The sequence below is a fragment of the Pseudomonas baltica genome, from assembly GCF_031880315.1.
Lineage (GTDB): Bacteria > Pseudomonadota > Gammaproteobacteria > Pseudomonadales > Pseudomonadaceae > Aquipseudomonas.
Window position 1 is genome coordinate 2,671,881 of sequence record NZ_CP134771.1, and the last position, 14,162, is coordinate 2,686,042.

At 59.6% G+C, this 14,162-nt stretch carries 17 protein-coding genes; 4 read left to right on the plus strand and 13 right to left on the minus strand.

Annotated features, from left to right (window positions below):
- Positions 1 to 37: 37 nt before the first annotated feature.
- The 8 genes from REH34_RS11810 to rplU all read right to left on the minus strand — a co-directional run bounded on the left by REH34_RS11810 (position 38) and on the right by rplU (position 6,178).
- The gene (locus REH34_RS11810; RefSeq protein WP_311971736.1) at positions 38 to 499 is read right to left on the minus strand and encodes a thiamine pyrophosphate-dependent enzyme; all 462 of its coding nucleotides are present in this window, start codon (positions 497 to 499) and stop codon (positions 38 to 40) included.
- A complete protein-coding gene (locus tag REH34_RS11815) occupies positions 400 to 1,752 on the minus strand; it encodes a thiamine pyrophosphate-binding protein (protein WP_311971737.1) in 1,353 nt (450 codons plus the stop codon). Before REH34_RS11815 ends, REH34_RS11810 begins: the two co-directional genes overlap by 100 nt.
- The gene (locus REH34_RS11820; protein WP_311971738.1) at positions 1,749 to 2,129 is read right to left on the minus strand and encodes a carboxymuconolactone decarboxylase family protein; all 381 of its coding nucleotides are present in this window, start codon (positions 2,127 to 2,129) and stop codon (positions 1,749 to 1,751) included. Before REH34_RS11820 ends, REH34_RS11815 begins: the two co-directional genes overlap by 4 nt.
- A gap of 213 nt (positions 2,130 to 2,342) precedes the next feature.
- Positions 2,343 to 2,807, minus strand: a complete 465-nt coding sequence (locus REH34_RS11825; RefSeq protein ID WP_226506399.1) for a CreA family protein — start codon at positions 2,805 to 2,807, stop codon at positions 2,343 to 2,345.
- A 13-nt stretch (positions 2,808 to 2,820) separates the two neighbouring features.
- Entirely contained in the window at positions 2,821 to 3,939 is a 1,119-nt protein-coding gene (gene proB / locus REH34_RS11830) for a glutamate 5-kinase (RefSeq protein ID WP_311972078.1), read from the minus strand.
- 210 nt (positions 3,940 to 4,149) lie between these two features.
- Positions 4,150 to 5,376, minus strand: a complete 1,227-nt coding sequence (gene cgtA / locus REH34_RS11835; protein WP_226506398.1) for an Obg family GTPase CgtA — start codon at positions 5,374 to 5,376, stop codon at positions 4,150 to 4,152.
- 193 nt (positions 5,377 to 5,569) lie between these two features.
- Positions 5,570 to 5,827, minus strand: coding sequence for a 50S ribosomal protein L27 (gene rpmA / locus REH34_RS11840; RefSeq protein WP_226506397.1), 258 nt, complete (start codon positions 5,825 to 5,827; stop codon positions 5,570 to 5,572).
- A 36-nt stretch (positions 5,828 to 5,863) separates the two neighbouring features.
- Complete coding sequence (rplU, locus tag REH34_RS11845; protein ID WP_003176051.1) at positions 5,864 to 6,178, minus strand: 50S ribosomal protein L21; 315 nt, start codon at positions 6,176 to 6,178, stop codon at positions 5,864 to 5,866.
- A gap of 240 nt (positions 6,179 to 6,418) precedes the next feature.
- Between rplU and REH34_RS11850 the strand changes: the two genes are divergently transcribed.
- The 3 genes from REH34_RS11850 (at position 6,419) to REH34_RS11860 (ending at position 8,272) form a co-directional block, all read left to right on the plus strand.
- Positions 6,419 to 7,387 (plus strand): polyprenyl synthetase family protein, encoded by a 969-nt coding sequence (locus tag REH34_RS11850; protein WP_226506396.1) that lies wholly within the window; start codon positions 6,419 to 6,421, stop codon positions 7,385 to 7,387.
- A gap of 161 nt (positions 7,388 to 7,548) precedes the next feature.
- On the plus strand, positions 7,549 to 7,890 hold the full coding sequence (locus tag REH34_RS11855) for a zinc ribbon domain-containing protein YjdM (RefSeq protein ID WP_311971739.1): 342 nt from the start codon (positions 7,549 to 7,551) through the stop codon (positions 7,888 to 7,890).
- A 115-nt stretch (positions 7,891 to 8,005) separates the two neighbouring features.
- A complete protein-coding gene (locus tag REH34_RS11860; protein WP_226506394.1) occupies positions 8,006 to 8,272 on the plus strand; it encodes a hypothetical protein in 267 nt (88 codons plus the stop codon).
- A gap of 189 nt (positions 8,273 to 8,461) precedes the next feature.
- Here the strand turns inward: REH34_RS11860 and REH34_RS11865 are convergent, their stop codons facing one another.
- From REH34_RS11865 to REH34_RS11885, 5 genes are all read right to left on the minus strand, one after another.
- A complete protein-coding gene (locus REH34_RS11865) occupies positions 8,462 to 9,079 on the minus strand; it encodes an FKBP-type peptidyl-prolyl cis-trans isomerase (protein WP_226506393.1) in 618 nt (205 codons plus the stop codon).
- Between the two features lie 141 nt (positions 9,080 to 9,220).
- Positions 9,221 to 9,532: a DUF6482 family protein gene (locus tag REH34_RS11870; RefSeq protein WP_311971740.1), complete on the minus strand. Its 312-nt coding sequence runs from the start codon at positions 9,530 to 9,532 to the stop codon at positions 9,221 to 9,223.
- A gap of 32 nt (positions 9,533 to 9,564) precedes the next feature.
- Positions 9,565 to 10,053 (minus strand): TIGR00645 family protein, encoded by a 489-nt coding sequence (locus REH34_RS11875; RefSeq protein ID WP_226506391.1) that lies wholly within the window; start codon positions 10,051 to 10,053, stop codon positions 9,565 to 9,567.
- A gap of 196 nt (positions 10,054 to 10,249) precedes the next feature.
- Positions 10,250 to 10,576, minus strand: a complete 327-nt coding sequence (locus tag REH34_RS11880; protein WP_311971741.1) for a hypothetical protein — start codon at positions 10,574 to 10,576, stop codon at positions 10,250 to 10,252.
- A 384-nt stretch (positions 10,577 to 10,960) separates the two neighbouring features.
- The gene (locus tag REH34_RS11885) at positions 10,961 to 13,402 is read right to left on the minus strand and encodes a Lon protease family protein (RefSeq protein WP_226506389.1); all 2,442 of its coding nucleotides are present in this window, start codon (positions 13,400 to 13,402) and stop codon (positions 10,961 to 10,963) included.
- Positions 13,403 to 13,671: 269 nt separating this feature from the next.
- Between REH34_RS11885 and REH34_RS11890 the strand changes: the two genes are divergently transcribed.
- The gene (locus REH34_RS11890; protein WP_226506388.1) at positions 13,672 to 14,160 is read left to right on the plus strand and encodes a DUF3015 domain-containing protein; all 489 of its coding nucleotides are present in this window, start codon (positions 13,672 to 13,674) and stop codon (positions 14,158 to 14,160) included.
- The last annotated feature ends 2 nt before the right edge of the window (positions 14,161 to 14,162 follow it).

Consider the following 14,162-nt stretch of genomic DNA (forward strand, 5'->3'; position numbering starts at 1 on the left):
GCTTTTTTGTGCGTGCGAGTAGCGCGACACTGACGTCTTACTCAAAATGCAGCGATTCCCCACCCCCCACCGCATCGAATCGATCAGTGGGGGCGGGAGAGTTCTCGCAGAACACGTCGATCACGATGGCCTTCTTTGCGCTAAACGCCAGGGCCAGTGCAGGTAAAAGCTCGGATACCTCAGTAACAGTTACCCCCTCCACACCCAAAGCCCGAGCAAAGCCCGCCCAATCGTGCCGGGGCAACTCATGAAGTTTACCCATCGCCGGACTAATCCGCTCAGCACGAAGCTTAGGATTGCCCAAGGCAGCATTGTTCATGACAATACAAATCAATGGGATGCCGTATCGGGCCGCCGTCTGCATTTCAATACCGTGCATCAACATGCAGCCATCACCGGTCACAACCACACAAGGCTTATCTGGCCGAGCCAGGAGCGCGCCAATAGCGCAGGAATTGCCCAACCCATCGCCCCCATATACTTGATCGATGAATACCACCCTCCCGGACTACAACTACAAAAATAATGGCCAACGAAAAACGCATGGGCGCCGCTATCGGAAAACACCATGCCGTTGCTCGGCATAACCTGCTGTAAAGCAGTCACTATTCGTGCGGGATGAATCAGTACCTGATCCTGGTCTTCAGGCATTATCGGCTTATAGCGAGGGGTAACATTCGTCAGGTCCGACCACCACACTCTTCGCTGGGACGCACTTTTTAAACATGCCGAGCATTCATCCTCACCCACCGAATTTAAAGTCGCAAGAAAAGTGCGTGCATCGCCGTGCACTGCCAGTTCAATAGAAAAAATATTGAACACTGCGCTGACATTTATATCGTTGACAATTAACGCCGCTACTGGCTGAAACTCCTTTACCCAGCGCAAAGTACTGAGCATGTTCAGCCGAGAGCCGATGACTATCAGGACATCCAGCGCCTGCGTACCCAGCGCTCTAATAGCGGGGTCATTGCCATACCAACCAAAAACACCCATGCTCAAAGGATGATTCTCAGGAAATATACCCTTGGTCGCCAACGTAGTTGCGACCGGGATACTGAAGCGTTCGGCAAAACGAAGCAGCTCGCCATCCGCAGCCGATTGAACGCAACCCGAGCCCGCCAGAATCGCAATCCTGGGACTGCTTCCTACCCGACTCCAGAATGAGCGACACGCCTCAACATCGATAAATCGCGGACAGTACAACGCCCCAGGCAACGCCTTCCACTGACCAGCAACATCCGACACCTGCACATCCATCGGTACTGACAGACGCACGGCCCCCCGAGAATCAGGACTTAGCATCCTGCGAAACAGATAAGCCAACTGGCGATAAATCTGCGCGGATGCCGCCTCCCGCTGAGCGACCAATAGCGGCGAGAGGATCGCCGAAGCATCGATACCCGCGCTACTGGAATCCTGAAGCCCGCCGCAGCCTTGCACTTCGGTGCCGGTTTCGCCCGTGATCAAGAATACCGCCGATCGATCGGTGCGAGCCGTCGCCATTGCCGTAACGGTATTGGTGACGCCGGGCCCACCAATCGTCAGGCAGACACCAAACCGCCCGCTGGCGCGACTGTAGCCGTCGGCCATGTATGCAGCACCCGCCTCATGCGCAGCGACTATCGTCACCAGTTTGTGGCTTTCGCTTAGGCGCTCAAGGAAGCAATCGATGGACTGCCCAGGCACACAGAAAATATGGGACGCCCCTTCTTGACGCATGACATCGAGCACCGCTGCCGCGACGATCATGGCCGCGCCTCACTGGCCGAACGGATAATCTCCAAGGCGTTGTATGTGCGCGGAATACCCAGATACAGGGACAGTAGCAGCAAGCACTCGAGAATATCCTCAAGGGGCAATTGCCGCTGAGAAGAGGTATATACATGCTGCCGTAGCGCGCGCTCGGCGTCTCCCTGCGATATCAGGCTGGAGAGCACAACCAACTCTTTTTCTCGAGCAGATAAACCAGCACGCTGCCAAATCTCACCCAAGCCGAATTCGACCACCATGTTCATATAATCAGGGAAGAACTCGGTTAATCGCTGCAGCTCGGCAACGTCTTCGGGGTGATATTTATTTTTCAGCTCATCCATGCCAAGGGATTTTTTTTCATGATCGCCGGACACAACAGGCCTCCACTGGTTATTTAAGCGGCACCTTATTATTGATCCAGGTGCACAGTTCAAAACCAGCCTAGCAGGCGACCCAAAAAAACAACCTATCCCACTTATACTTAATGGCGATAACAGCCACAACATCAAAGCCCTGTATTAATTCATACAGGGCAAACTTGAATTTAAACTTTCAACTGATTCGTTATCTGCGTTTGATACACGGACTTATTGCTGATGTGGCCACGGCATGATCGGAATCGCCGTCACCGCATTCTGCGGACTGCCCTCGATCACCTTGTCGCTGTACACCAGGTACACCAGCGTATTGCGCTTCTGATCATAGAAGCGCACCACCTGCATGGTCTTGAATACCAGTGAGGTGCGCTCCTTGAACACTTCTTCGCCATCCTTGAGATCGGCCGGCAGCTGGATAGGCCCGACCTGACGGCAGGCAATCGACGCCTCGGCGCGATCCTCCGCCAGACCCAGCCCACCTTTGACGCCACCCGTCTTGGCGCGCGACAGGTAACAGGTCACCCCTGGCACCTTGGGATCATCGAAGGCCTCGACGACGATCCGGTCATTGGGCCCGACAAACTTGAACACCGTCGACACCTGCCCGATTTCCTCGGCCGACGCCAGCAGTGGCAACGCCAATAGCGCGCCCAGTACTCCATGAATCAATCGCATGACGGCTTTCCCCTCAGACAAGAATCAGATTGTCGCGATGCAGCAACTCCGGCTCGGCCATATAGCCCAGCACGCCTTCAATGGCGTCCGACGGCAGACCGATGATTTTCTGCGCCTCAAGCGCGCTGTAGTTCGTCAGGCCGCGGGCGATTTCACGACCGTCCGCCGCCACGCACACCACCATCTCGCCACGGCGGAAACTACCCTGTACGGTCTTGACCCCGACGGCCAGCAGGCTCTTGTGATCCTGAATCAACGCCTTGACCGCGCCATCATCGAGCACCAGCGTGCCACGAGTCTGCAGATGCCCTGCCAGCCACTGCTTGCGTGCCGCCAGCATCTCCCGCTCGGGCGACAGCAGCGTGCCGAGGCGCTCACCCGCCTTGAGGCGATCCAGGACACGTTCCAGGCGACCACCGACGATGATGGTGTGCGCCCCGGAACGGGCCGCCAGACGCGCTGCGCGCAATTTGGTCTGCATACCGCCACGACCGAGCGCACCGCCGGTGCCACCGGCGACCGCATCCAGGGCCGGATCATCGGCGCGGGCCTCGTAGATCAACTGGGCATCGGGATTGTTGCGCGGATCGGCGTCGAACATGCCATCGCGATCGGTGAGGATCACCAGCAGGTCAGCCTCCACCAGATTGGCGACCAGCGCCGCGAGGGTGTCGTTGTCGCCAAAGCGGATCTCGTCGGTGACCACGGTGTCGTTTTCGTTGATCACCGGCACCACGCCCAACTCCACCAGCGCCCGCAAGGTGCTACGGGCATTGAGGTAGCGCTTGCGGTCGGAGAGGTCGTCGTGGGTCAGCAGGATCTGCGCGGTATGGCGACCGTGCTCGGCGAAGCTCGACTCCCAGGCCTGCACCAGCCCCATCTGGCCGATGGCGGCGGCGGCTTGCAGCTCGTGCATGGCGCTCGGTCGTACAGTCCAGCCGAGCCGACTCATGCCTGCAGCCACCGCCCCCGAGGAAACCAGCACCAACTCGACACCCGCCTCACGCAGGGCCACCATCTGCTCGACCCAGACGCTCATCGCCGCGCGATCCAGGCCCTTGCCGTCTGCCGTCAGCAGAGCGCTGCCGATCTTCACGACCCAGCGTTGCGCACCCGTCACCTTGCTCCGCATCATCTTCCAACCTTTACCCGGTAGAAATCGTAGAAACCAAAACGCCGCTCGAGTGAGCGGCGTTGTAGTTTACTACGGGTCTGGGTGACTGCGGTGCGTCAGTTAAGACGACGCCAGCCGTACCGATGCCTTCGTGAGCAAGCCTTGCCCCCATAGACGGGAGCAAAGCTTGCTCGCGAAGAGGCCATCAGCCACCCCACAACATCAAAATCAGTCGCGCACGTAGATGATTTCCGGACCGTCTTCGGCGTCTTCTTCATCCCAATCGTCGCTATCGTCTTCGCCGAAGTCGTGCACGCTCTTGACGCCACTGCGGCGCAGCGCACGCTTGTCGTCCAGCGCTTGCAACTGCGCACGGGCTTCGTCTTCGATCTGCTGATCCAGGTCAGCCAATTCAGCAGCGTACGCCGGGTCATTGGCGAGGCGGTCAGCACGATCCTCGAGGAAGCGCATGATGTCCTGGCTGAGCTTCTCGGTGCCCTGCTTGGAAATCGCCGAAATCACGTAGACCGGACCTTCCCACTCCAGGCGATCGACGATCTCCTTGATGCGCTCCTCATGCTCCTCTTCGAGCAACTGGTCAGCCTTGTTCAGCACCAGCCAACGCTCGCGATCAGCCAATGCCGGGCTGAATTTCTGCAACTCGTTGACGATCACTTCAGCCGCGTCAGCTGCACTGGTGTCATCCAGCGGCGCCATGTCGACGAGGTGCAGCAGGATGCGCGTACGGGCCAAGTGCTTGAGGAAACGAATCCCCAGACCCGCGCCATCGGAAGCGCCTTCGATCAAGCCTGGAATGTCGGCTACGACGAAGCTCTTCCAGCGGTCGACACTGACCACGCCCAGGTTCGGCACCAGGGTAGTGAACGGATAATCGGCCACTTTCGGCTTGGCGGCGGACACCGAGCGAATGAAGGTACTCTTACCGGCGTTCGGCAAGCCCAGCAGGCCCACGTCGGCCAGCACTTTCATCTCCAGCTTGAGGTCACGCTGCTCACCCGGCTTGCCTGGTGATGTCTGGCGCGGCGCGCGGTTGGTACTGGACTTGAAGCGGGTGTTGCCCAGCCCGTGCCAGCCACCCTGCACCACCATCAAACGCTGACCGGCCTTGACCAGGTCGCCGATGACTTCCTGGGTGCCAGCATCGATCACCGTGGTGCCGACCGGCACGCGCAGCAGCAGATCATCACCTTTTTTACCGGTGCAGTCAGTGCTGCCGCCGTTGGAGCCACGCTCCGCGTCGAAGTGACGGGTATAGCGATAGTCGACCAGGGTGTTGAGGTTTTCGTCAGCCACCAGGTAGATCGAACCGCCATCACCGCCATCACCGCCGTTCGGGCCACCGTTCTCGATGAACTTTTCCCGACGGAAGCTCATGCAACCGTTACCACCATCACCCGCCTTGACGCGGATGGACACTTCATCAACAAACTTCATAGACACGCCCCTCGCCACATGGGCGAGCTGAAAAACTTAAAGACATAAGGCTCTTGCAAAGATGAGCGCGGCGGCCCCCGTCAACGACCGTAGAATCCAGCGCCGGCAGCCCATACAAACAGCTTTGCAAGAGACTCACCCCACAAACGAAAAAGCCCCGTCGCGAGACAGGGCTTCTCCAGCGTCAACGCGATCAGGCCGCGACAACACTCACGTAACGACGACCGAAGGCGCCTTTTACTTCGAACTTGATCACGCCGCCGATTTTAGCGAACAGGGTGTGATCCTTACCCATGCCAACGCCGTAACCGGCGTGGAACTGGGTACCGCGCTGACGCACGATGATGTTGCCTGGGATGATAGCCTGGCCGCCATACATCTTCACGCCAAGGCGTTTGGCTTCTGAGTCGCGACCGTTACGGGTACTACCACCAGCTTTTTTGTGTGCCATGAGTTCAATACTCCAGTAGAGGGTGTCGAGGCTGAATTAAGCCTGGATACCGGTGATTTTGATCTCGGTGTACCACTGGCGGTGGCCCATACGCTTCATGTGGTGCTTACGACGACGGAACTTGATGATGCGGACTTTATCGTGACGACCTTGGGAGATCACTTCAGCCACAACGGTAGCGCCAGCAACGACTGGAGCACCGATATTCACGTCGTCGCCGTTGGCAACCAACAGAACGCGATCAAAAGTTACGGATTCGCCAGTGGCGATTTCCAGTTTTTCGATCTTCAGGTATTCACCTGGGGCGACTTTGTACTGCTTGCCGCCAGTAACGATTACTGCATAAGACATGGTATTTCTCCGATAATCCTGCTCACCCAGCTCTTTATAAGTAGAGTGTCGGCTGGCATGGCTGCACGGGGCTGGAACGGCCCAAATGCAATTGCGTAAGGCAGGTGATGCCCAGGAAGTTCAGGGTGCGCGATTGTACGTAAGCTTTGCCTGCGGCGCAAGAGGTCGAAAGTGTCGCCTTGACAGGCTCCCGCCCCCGACCTAGCATGCCGCGCAACCCTTCTGGAGCGCCTTTCGCTGATGCAACCCCAAGCTTTCTACCGCGCGGTGGCGGATGATTTTATCGCCGTTGACGAAATCATCAAGAAGCAGCTGACGTCGCGCGTGCCGCTGGTGTCGAAAATCGGCGATTACATCACCTCGGCCGGGGGCAAACGCCTGCGCCCGCTGCTGGTGTTGCTGTGCGGCAAGGCGCTTGGCCATCAAGGCCCGGACCTGAATCTGCTGGCGGCCACCATCGAGTTCCTGCACACCGCCACACTGCTGCACGACGATGTGGTCGACATGTCCGGCATGCGCCGCGGCCGTTCGACCGCCAACGCCATGTGGGGCAACGCGCCAAGCGTACTGGTGGGCGACTTCCTTTATTCCCGCTCGTTCGAAATGATGGTCGAGCTAGGCTCGATGCCGGTCATGCGCATCCTGTCCAAGGCCACGCGCATCATCGCCGAAGGCGAAGTGCTGCAGCTGTCCAAGGTGCGTGACGCCAGCACCACGGAAGAGATTTACATGGAGGTCATCCGCGGCAAGACGGCGATGCTCTTCGAGGCCTCGACCCACAGCGCCGCGGCCCTGGCCGATGCCAGCGAAGTCCAGCGTGAAGCCCTGCGTACCTTCGGCGATCATCTGGGCGTAGCCTTCCAGCTGGTCGACGACCTGCTCGATTACCGCGGCGATGCCGAGACCCTGGGCAAGAACGTCGGCGACGACCTGGCCGAGGGCAAGCCGACCTTGCCGCTGATCTACACCATGCGTGAAGGCACTGCCGAACAGGCAGCGCTGGTACGTCGGGCGATCCAGAAAGGCGGCATCGAGGACCTGGAAAGCATTCGCGAAGCCGTCGAAACCTCAGGGGCGCTGGATTACACCGCGCAACTGGCCCGTGATTACGTGGCACGCGCCATCGCCTGCCTCGACGCCCTGCCCGCCAGCGAGTACCGCGACGCCCTGGTCGAGCTCAGCGAGTTCGCGGTCGCACGCACGCACTAAAGGCCCCGGTCTTTTCCCTGTGGGAGCGAGTTCTGCTCGCGAAGCCGTTAAAAGCTTCGCGAGCAGAGCTCGCTCCCACAGTGCTATATGCCGTCCTGCAGTCACAGCAAAAACCCTATACAATGCGCGCCTTTATTTGCGCCGCCTTGTCGAGGATACCTGTGAGCACTTTGCCACCCTGCCCTAACTGCAATTCCGAATACACCTACGAAGACGGCGCCCAGCTGATCTGCCCCGAATGCGCCCACGAATGGTCTGCCCAAGGTGAGAGCGAAGCGGCCGGTAGCGCCGAGGTGAAAAAGGATTCGGTAGGCAACGTGCTGCAGGACGGCGACACCGTCACGGTCATCAAGGACCTCAAGGTCAAAGGCTCTTCCCTGGTGGTCAAGGTTGGCACCAAGGTCAAGAACATCCGCCTGTGCGATGGCGATCACGACATCGATTGCAAGATCGATGGCATCGGGGCCATGAAGCTCAAGTCCGAATTCGTACGCAAGGTATGATCCCATCCGTCAGGCGGTAATGATCTGAAGCAAGAAATCTGCAAATGCGACTTGCTATTATTTGAATAAGAATTATTCTCATTGGGTGCTTCAGGAAGTTCCCACGGAGAAAGACATGACTTATTTGATCGACGCCTGGCTGGATCGCCCACACCCCTATCTGCGCATTCTTCACCGCGAAACCGGTGAAGTGTGTGCGGTGCTGGAAGAGGAAGCCTTGGACGAACTGCGTGATCAGGGTGATCTGGACCTGACCGGGCTGAATTCAAGCGAACCGGTAGTCCTCAAGGAGCTGGTGCGCAACCTGTTCCTCTTCTGCTATGCGCGGGCTTTGCGCCCGATTGGCGCAGGGTTCCCGGCCAAGGCACAGCATTATTTCTGAAGCGAAAGACTGTGAGAGCTTGCTCGCGAACAGGCCATCAGCATGGCCCTGGCATTCTTGTCAGGGCTGCCGACGCCTTCGCGGGCAAGCCTTGTTCCCACAGGGGCGCGTCGCCGGTTCGGCTAACAATGTGGGAGCAAGGGAGCGCGTTCGGCGGCGCAGAGGCCAGCCGAACTCGCCAGGTTCTACTTACAGAACGTCCAGCAGCTCTACATCGAACACCAGCACGCTGTGCGGCGGAATGCTGCCGACGCCTTGGGCGCCGTAAGCCAGCTCGCTCGGCACGTACAAGCGCCATTTGCTGCCTGCGTTCATCAGTTGCAGGGCTTCGGTCCAGCCTGCGATCACACCACTGACCGGGAATTCAGCCGGCTGGCCGCGATCGTAAGAGCTGTCGAACACGGTGCCGTCGATCAGGGTGCCGTGGTAGTGGGTGCGCACGCTGTCGTCACGGCTTGGCTTGGCGCCCTCACCGGCGGTCAGCACTTCGAACTGAAGGCCCGAGGCCAGAGTGGTGATGCCATCGCGCTTGGCGTTTTCAGCCAGGAACGCCAGGCCTTCACCTGCGGCGGCTTCGGCCTTGACGGCGGCCTCGGCCTGCATGATTTCGCGGATCACCTTGAAGCTGGCGGACAGGTCTTCCTGGCTGACACGGCTCGGCAGCGCGTTGAAGGCGTCGGTCAGACCGGCCAGGATGGCGTCCAGGGCAACACCCGGTGGCGGGTTGTCGCGCAGCTGGTCACCCAGCTGACGGCCGATGCCGTAGCTGACACGGGTTTCGTCGGTCGACAGGTTTACTTCGGACATGTCTTCGCTCCGCAGAAGGGTCGCAATGGGCTGGTCAGCAGCCGCTGCGCCCTTGATCAAAAGGGCGAGCAGACTAGCACAGAGCGCCACCAGGATTCAGCACCAGCGCCTGTAACCCGCCTGCCTACTCACTCGGGCGTTTCAGCGATACAGCGCCGAACGCAAAGAGATAGCCACCTTCAACGGCTCGTCGGCGCGACTGCCCAGTCCGCACATCTCATCATGAGCACTGGCGTGCACCAGATGAAAGGGCACGACTGGCACGTTCTCCAGAAACGTCCGCGCATGCTCCACCGAGCGGAGCCGCACTGCCCTGCCCTTGGCGTCGTTGAGGGGATGGGCGCGCTCACCGTGGCGCACCTCCAGCAGATAGATACCGCCTTCGATGGAGATGAGGTTCAGCTCATCGACACGGCCAGCGTGAACGTGCTCAGTCAATTCCTGCAGATTCATCCCGTCCCCTCGTCACCCGATAAATGACTGGATCAATGCTTGGTCAGCTTGTCCAGGTAGCCCATGGCGAACGCCGACACCACAAACGTCATATGGATGATCACGTACCACTTCAAATGTTCCACTTCGAGGTTGGCGGCGTCCATGAACACCCGCAACAGATGAATCGACGAAATGGCCACGATCGACGCTGCAACCTTGGCTTTCAGCGAGGTCGAGTCCATCTTGCCGAGCCAACTGAGCTTCTCGGCGTCGTCATCGATATCGAGTTGCGAGACGAAGTTCTCATAGCCGCTGATCATCACCATCACCAGCAGGCCGCCGACCAGTGCCATGTCGATCAACGACAACAGCAGCAGAATCAGGTCAGCCTCGGAGGTTTCCAGCAACAGCGGCATGACATGAATGATTTCCTGGAAAAACTTCACTGCCAGTGCCAGCAGGCCCAGCGACAGCCCCAGATAGATCGGCGCCAGCAACCAGCGCGAGGCGTACATGGTTTTTTCGACAAAACGTTCCATTGCAACTCACAGAGCGATTGAAAATGGCCCCGATTATAACGATGGATGTTTCAAACAGGTGCGACCTGTAGTCACAGCCGCAATACTGCAGCCAACAGGCCGACAGCCCAAGACACGCGGGCCGGCACGATCGCCGCAGCTCTGGGCGAGGCAGTATGACTCTGTCACCAATTGTTTCCCGCCCCTCAAAGCTTCGCTAGCCCAGCGACAGGCCACCCGTGTGGCCGCCACACACCTTGCGCCATTGCGCTTGCAGGTGCAGCGACCAGATCGGCGGCGCCTGTTCCTCAACGCAATAACCATGCAGCGTCAGGCTGTCGACAATAGCTGTCAGTACCGACTCGGCAGCTTGCGGACCGTTAAAGGGGCCCTGGGATTTCAGTGCAGTGGGTTGCTCGCCGCTCATGCCAGCGGCAAACAGCAAGGTCCACAAACCGTTTTCGCCCGTCAGCGGGCGGATACTGCATTCAATGCGGGTCACCAGACCCAGGCATTGGCGAGTGAGGCAGAGGTTGCGCGGCATGGCGTCGTTCCTCGGGAGGGCCTGCTTTCAACCTTCAACGCGTTCGCGGCAAAGGTCGGTTCGCTCCGACGACCAGTGGAGATCTCTTTGCAGAATAGAGGAAAATTTCGAGTATGGCCAATGCATGGCATCGGCGGGCGCCGAATGGTCAGGCAGCGGGAGGCTGACGCTTGAAATGCTCAAGCCTCGCCTCTCAGCAAGACTCTATGGATTTGCTCCAAAAGACTGGCCCCTTCGCGGGCAAGCTTTGCTCCCACAGAGTGGACTGGTCCTGAGTCGTACACCTGTGGGAGTGAAGCTTGCTCGCGAAGAGGCCGTCAAGGCCGGCGCAAATCGCCGGCCATTCGCGGGTGCAGCTGACGTCTTCGCCAACAAGCATTGCTTCTACAGCGTTGGTTTGACCTCCACCAACGCCTCCACAGCGGCTTCCTTCTCGGCCTCCTTGAGGTCCTCCTCGCTGATCATCTCGGCAATCGCCCGCAGGCGCTCCACCACCCTGGCATTGACGCTGCCTTCCGGGAATTCCCCCTCGGCGTTCGGCTCACCGGCAGGCTCGCCCACCAGCAGGCTCAGGGCTTCATCGGCCTGGCGCACTGCATACACATGGAATTGGCCTGCGCGTACGGCCTGCAACACCCGCTCGTCAAGCATCAATGTGGCGACGTTGGCCTGGGGAATGATCGCCCCTTGCTCGCCGGTCAGGCCGCGGGCTTCGCAAAGGCGGAAGAAGCCTTCGATTTTCTCGTTGACCCCACCCACCGCCTGCACTTCACCGAACTGATTGATCGAGCCGGTGATGGCGAAGCACTGCTTGAGCGGCGTCTTCGACAGCGCCGAAATCAGTGTGCACGCCTCGCCCAGCGACGCACTGTCGCCGTCCACGTAACCGTAAGACTGCTCAAGCGCGATACTGGCCGAAATCGCCAACGGGAATTCCTGGGCATACCGGCTGCCCAGATACCCGGTGAGGATCATCACCCCCTTGGAATGGATCGGCTGCCCCAGGTTGACCTCGCGCTCGATATCGACGATGCCGCTGCCGCCGGGGTACACCGTCGCCGAGATCCGCGCCGGCACGCCAAACGCCGAGTCACCGACTTCCAGCACAGTCAGGCCGTTGCACTTGCCCACCGCCGCGCCCGCAGTGTCGATCAGAATGATCCCCGCCAGCATGTCATCCAGAATGCGCGCCGACACCCGCCCGGTGCGCGTGGCCTTGGCCTTGAGCGCGCGCTCGATATGGCCGGCGTCGGTCATTTCGTCGTTGGCCAGATGGCGAATGAAATCCGCTTCGCTGACCAATTGGAACAGATCGCCGATACGCGCCGACAAACGCCCCTGGTGCTCGGCCAGGCGTGCACTGTAGGTGGCCAGGCGCGCCACCGCATCAGCCGTCAGCGGCGCCATGCCCTCCTCCGAAGTACGGGTCTTGAGCAACTGCGCGAACTGCTCGAGGCTGTCGTCGTGCATGGCGATGTCTTCATCGAAATCCACCAGCACCCGGAACATCTCCTGGAAGTCCGAATCGTGATCCTGCAGCGCGTAGTACAGCTGGCGCGAACCGATGATGATCACCTTCACCTGCAACGGAATGTGCTGCGGCGTGAGGGTCACGGTGGCGAGGCGACCGTACTCGCCCAGTGGCGATTCCATCTTCAGCTTGCGCGATTGCAGGGCGCGCTTGAGCGCATCCCACACGAACGGCTCGCCAAGCATTTTCTCGGCTTCCAGAATCAGGAAGCCGCCATTGGCGCGGTGCAGTGCGCCGGGGCGCAGCTGCCGATAGGTGGTATAGAGCGCGCCCTGGTCGGTGCTGTACTCGATACGGCCGAACAGGTTGTCGTAGGTCGGGTGCGGCTCGAACACCACTGGCGCGCCACCGCTGAAGTGATGGCCGACCACCAGGCTGGGGCTGTACTGCTCTTCGAGCAGCTTGCGCGCCTGGGCGTCGATCTTGCTGTCGTCGACCAGTTGCTCGACCACAGTCTTGAGCAGGTACACCTGCATGGCCTGCAGATACGCACAGACCCCGGCGTTTTCGGCGTACTTTTCCGACAACGGCGAGAGCAATGGCTGCAGCGCCAGGGTGATGGTTTCTTCGTTCAGCTCGCGCAACTGATTGCCCGACTCGCGCTTCCACTGCGGCAGGCTGGCCAGCTCCTCGTTGAGACGCTCTTCGAGGTCGGAGATGTCCTTATGGAAACGGTCGCGATCGGCCTCGGGCAGTTGCGCGAATTCGGCCTCGTCCAAGGCCTTGCCGTCGAGCATCGGCGTGAACGCGATGTTGCTGCTGTCGCGATAGAGGGCGACGTCTTTTTCCAGCGACAAGCGTTCAATAACGTCCAACGCCCGGTCGTAACGCTGATTGAAGGCGCGATCGATGGCGCTCTTGCGCTGCTGGAACGACGGATGCTCGAACACCGCGGGGAACGTCGATACCAGGTTATCGATCAGCACGCCGATGTCGGCGATGAAATCCGCCGCAGTGCCGGGTGGCAACTCCAGGGCGCGAGGTTCGCGGGGCTCGTCGAAATGGTTGACGTACACCCAGTCCGACGGGGTTTGCAGGCGCTTGCCCTCGGCCTTGAGGTAGCGTTTGACGAACGAGAAACGGCCGGTGCCCGGCTCCCCCATGACGAATACGTTGTAACCAGGGCGCGGCATGGCCACCCCGAATTGCAGGGCTTCGACAGCGCGCTCCTGCCCCAGTACACCGCGAAAAGGCTCCAGATCATTGGTGGTAGAGAAGCTGAACTGTTCAGCGGAGAACGGGCGCGTCAGCGCCTCGGGCGCAAGACGCAGGCTGGCAGCTACAGGATCAGGCATCGGGCTTCCTTACTTCGGCGGGGCAGATGACGGCATTCTGGCGCCGCTCGGCAACGGCTGGCAAGGCACATCGCACAGTTTTGAAACATATCCGCGTCAAGGTAGAGATTGGCTTTAACCCGAAAATTTCTAGCAATAATTTGCAATTAAACGCGGAACCTGAAGATCGTGCCTAAACTCCAACCTTCGCGGCTGGATCGATAACCAGCCCTGGGCCTGCAGCTGTACTGGCCAACCGACCTTGATCAACACACAAAGAGATAAACGCTATGAAACGGATTCTTCTGGGTACTCTGTTAGCCGCCGCCTCTCTCAATGCCATGGCCCAAGCGCCAGGCGGTCCGGATTGCGGCTGGGGCAACTTGCTGTTCGAGGGCCAGCGCGGCACCCCTGCGCACTTCCTGGCCTCCACCACCAACGGTTCCTCGGGCAACGCCACCTTCGGCATGACCTCCGGCACCAACGGCTGCTCCACCAATGCGCCACTGACCTACGGCGGCAAATCGTGGCTGGCCATGAACGGCATGATGGATGAGCTTTCCGAAGACATGGCCAAGGGTCAAGGCGAAGCGCTGACCACCTATGCAGTGGTCATGGGTGTTGCGCCGGAAGATCGCACTTACTTCGAATCCGTCACTCACCAGCACTTCCAGCAGATCTTCACCAGCAGCGAAGCGACTGCCGAAGATGTACACAACAACACCCTGGCTGTGATCAAAGGCGATCCACGCCTGGCCAAATACGCTACCCAAGCGTAATT

What these genes read in the sequence shown, in the direction of transcription:
- REH34_RS11815 (WP_311971737.1), bottom strand. Translation starts at nt 1,752, where the DNA reads ATGATCGTCGCGGCAGCGGTGCTCGATGTCATGCGTCAAGAAGGGGCG.
- REH34_RS11825 (WP_226506399.1), bottom strand. Translation starts at nt 2,807, where the DNA reads ATGCGATTGATTCATGGAGTACTGGGCGCGCTATTGGCGTTGCCACTG.
- proB (WP_311972078.1), bottom strand. Translation starts at nt 3,939, where the DNA reads ATGCGGAGCAAGGTGACGGGTGCGCAACGCTGGGTCGTGAAGATCGGC.
- cgtA (WP_226506398.1), bottom strand. Translation starts at nt 5,376, where the DNA reads ATGAAGTTTGTTGATGAAGTGTCCATCCGCGTCAAGGCGGGTGATGGT.
- rpmA (WP_226506397.1), bottom strand. Translation starts at nt 5,827, where the DNA reads ATGGCACACAAAAAAGCTGGTGGTAGTACCCGTAACGGTCGCGACTCA.
- rplU (WP_003176051.1), bottom strand. Translation starts at nt 6,178, where the DNA reads ATGTCTTATGCAGTAATCGTTACTGGCGGCAAGCAGTACAAAGTCGCC.
- REH34_RS11850 (WP_226506396.1), top strand. Translation starts at nt 6,419, where the DNA reads ATGCAACCCCAAGCTTTCTACCGCGCGGTGGCGGATGATTTTATCGCC.
- REH34_RS11860 (WP_226506394.1), top strand. Translation starts at nt 8,006, where the DNA reads ATGACTTATTTGATCGACGCCTGGCTGGATCGCCCACACCCCTATCTG.
- REH34_RS11865 (WP_226506393.1), bottom strand. Translation starts at nt 9,079, where the DNA reads ATGTCCGAAGTAAACCTGTCGACCGACGAAACCCGTGTCAGCTACGGC.
- REH34_RS11870 (WP_311971740.1), bottom strand. Translation starts at nt 9,532, where the DNA reads ATGAATCTGCAGGAATTGACTGAGCACGTTCACGCTGGCCGTGTCGAT.
- REH34_RS11875 (WP_226506391.1), bottom strand. Translation starts at nt 10,053, where the DNA reads ATGGAACGTTTTGTCGAAAAAACCATGTACGCCTCGCGCTGGTTGCTG.
- REH34_RS11880 (WP_311971741.1), bottom strand. Translation starts at nt 10,576, where the DNA reads ATGCCGCGCAACCTCTGCCTCACTCGCCAATGCCTGGGTCTGGTGACC.
- REH34_RS11885 (WP_226506389.1), bottom strand. Translation starts at nt 13,402, where the DNA reads ATGCCTGATCCTGTAGCTGCCAGCCTGCGTCTTGCGCCCGAGGCGCTG.
- REH34_RS11890 (WP_226506388.1), top strand. Translation starts at nt 13,672, where the DNA reads ATGAAACGGATTCTTCTGGGTACTCTGTTAGCCGCCGCCTCTCTCAAT.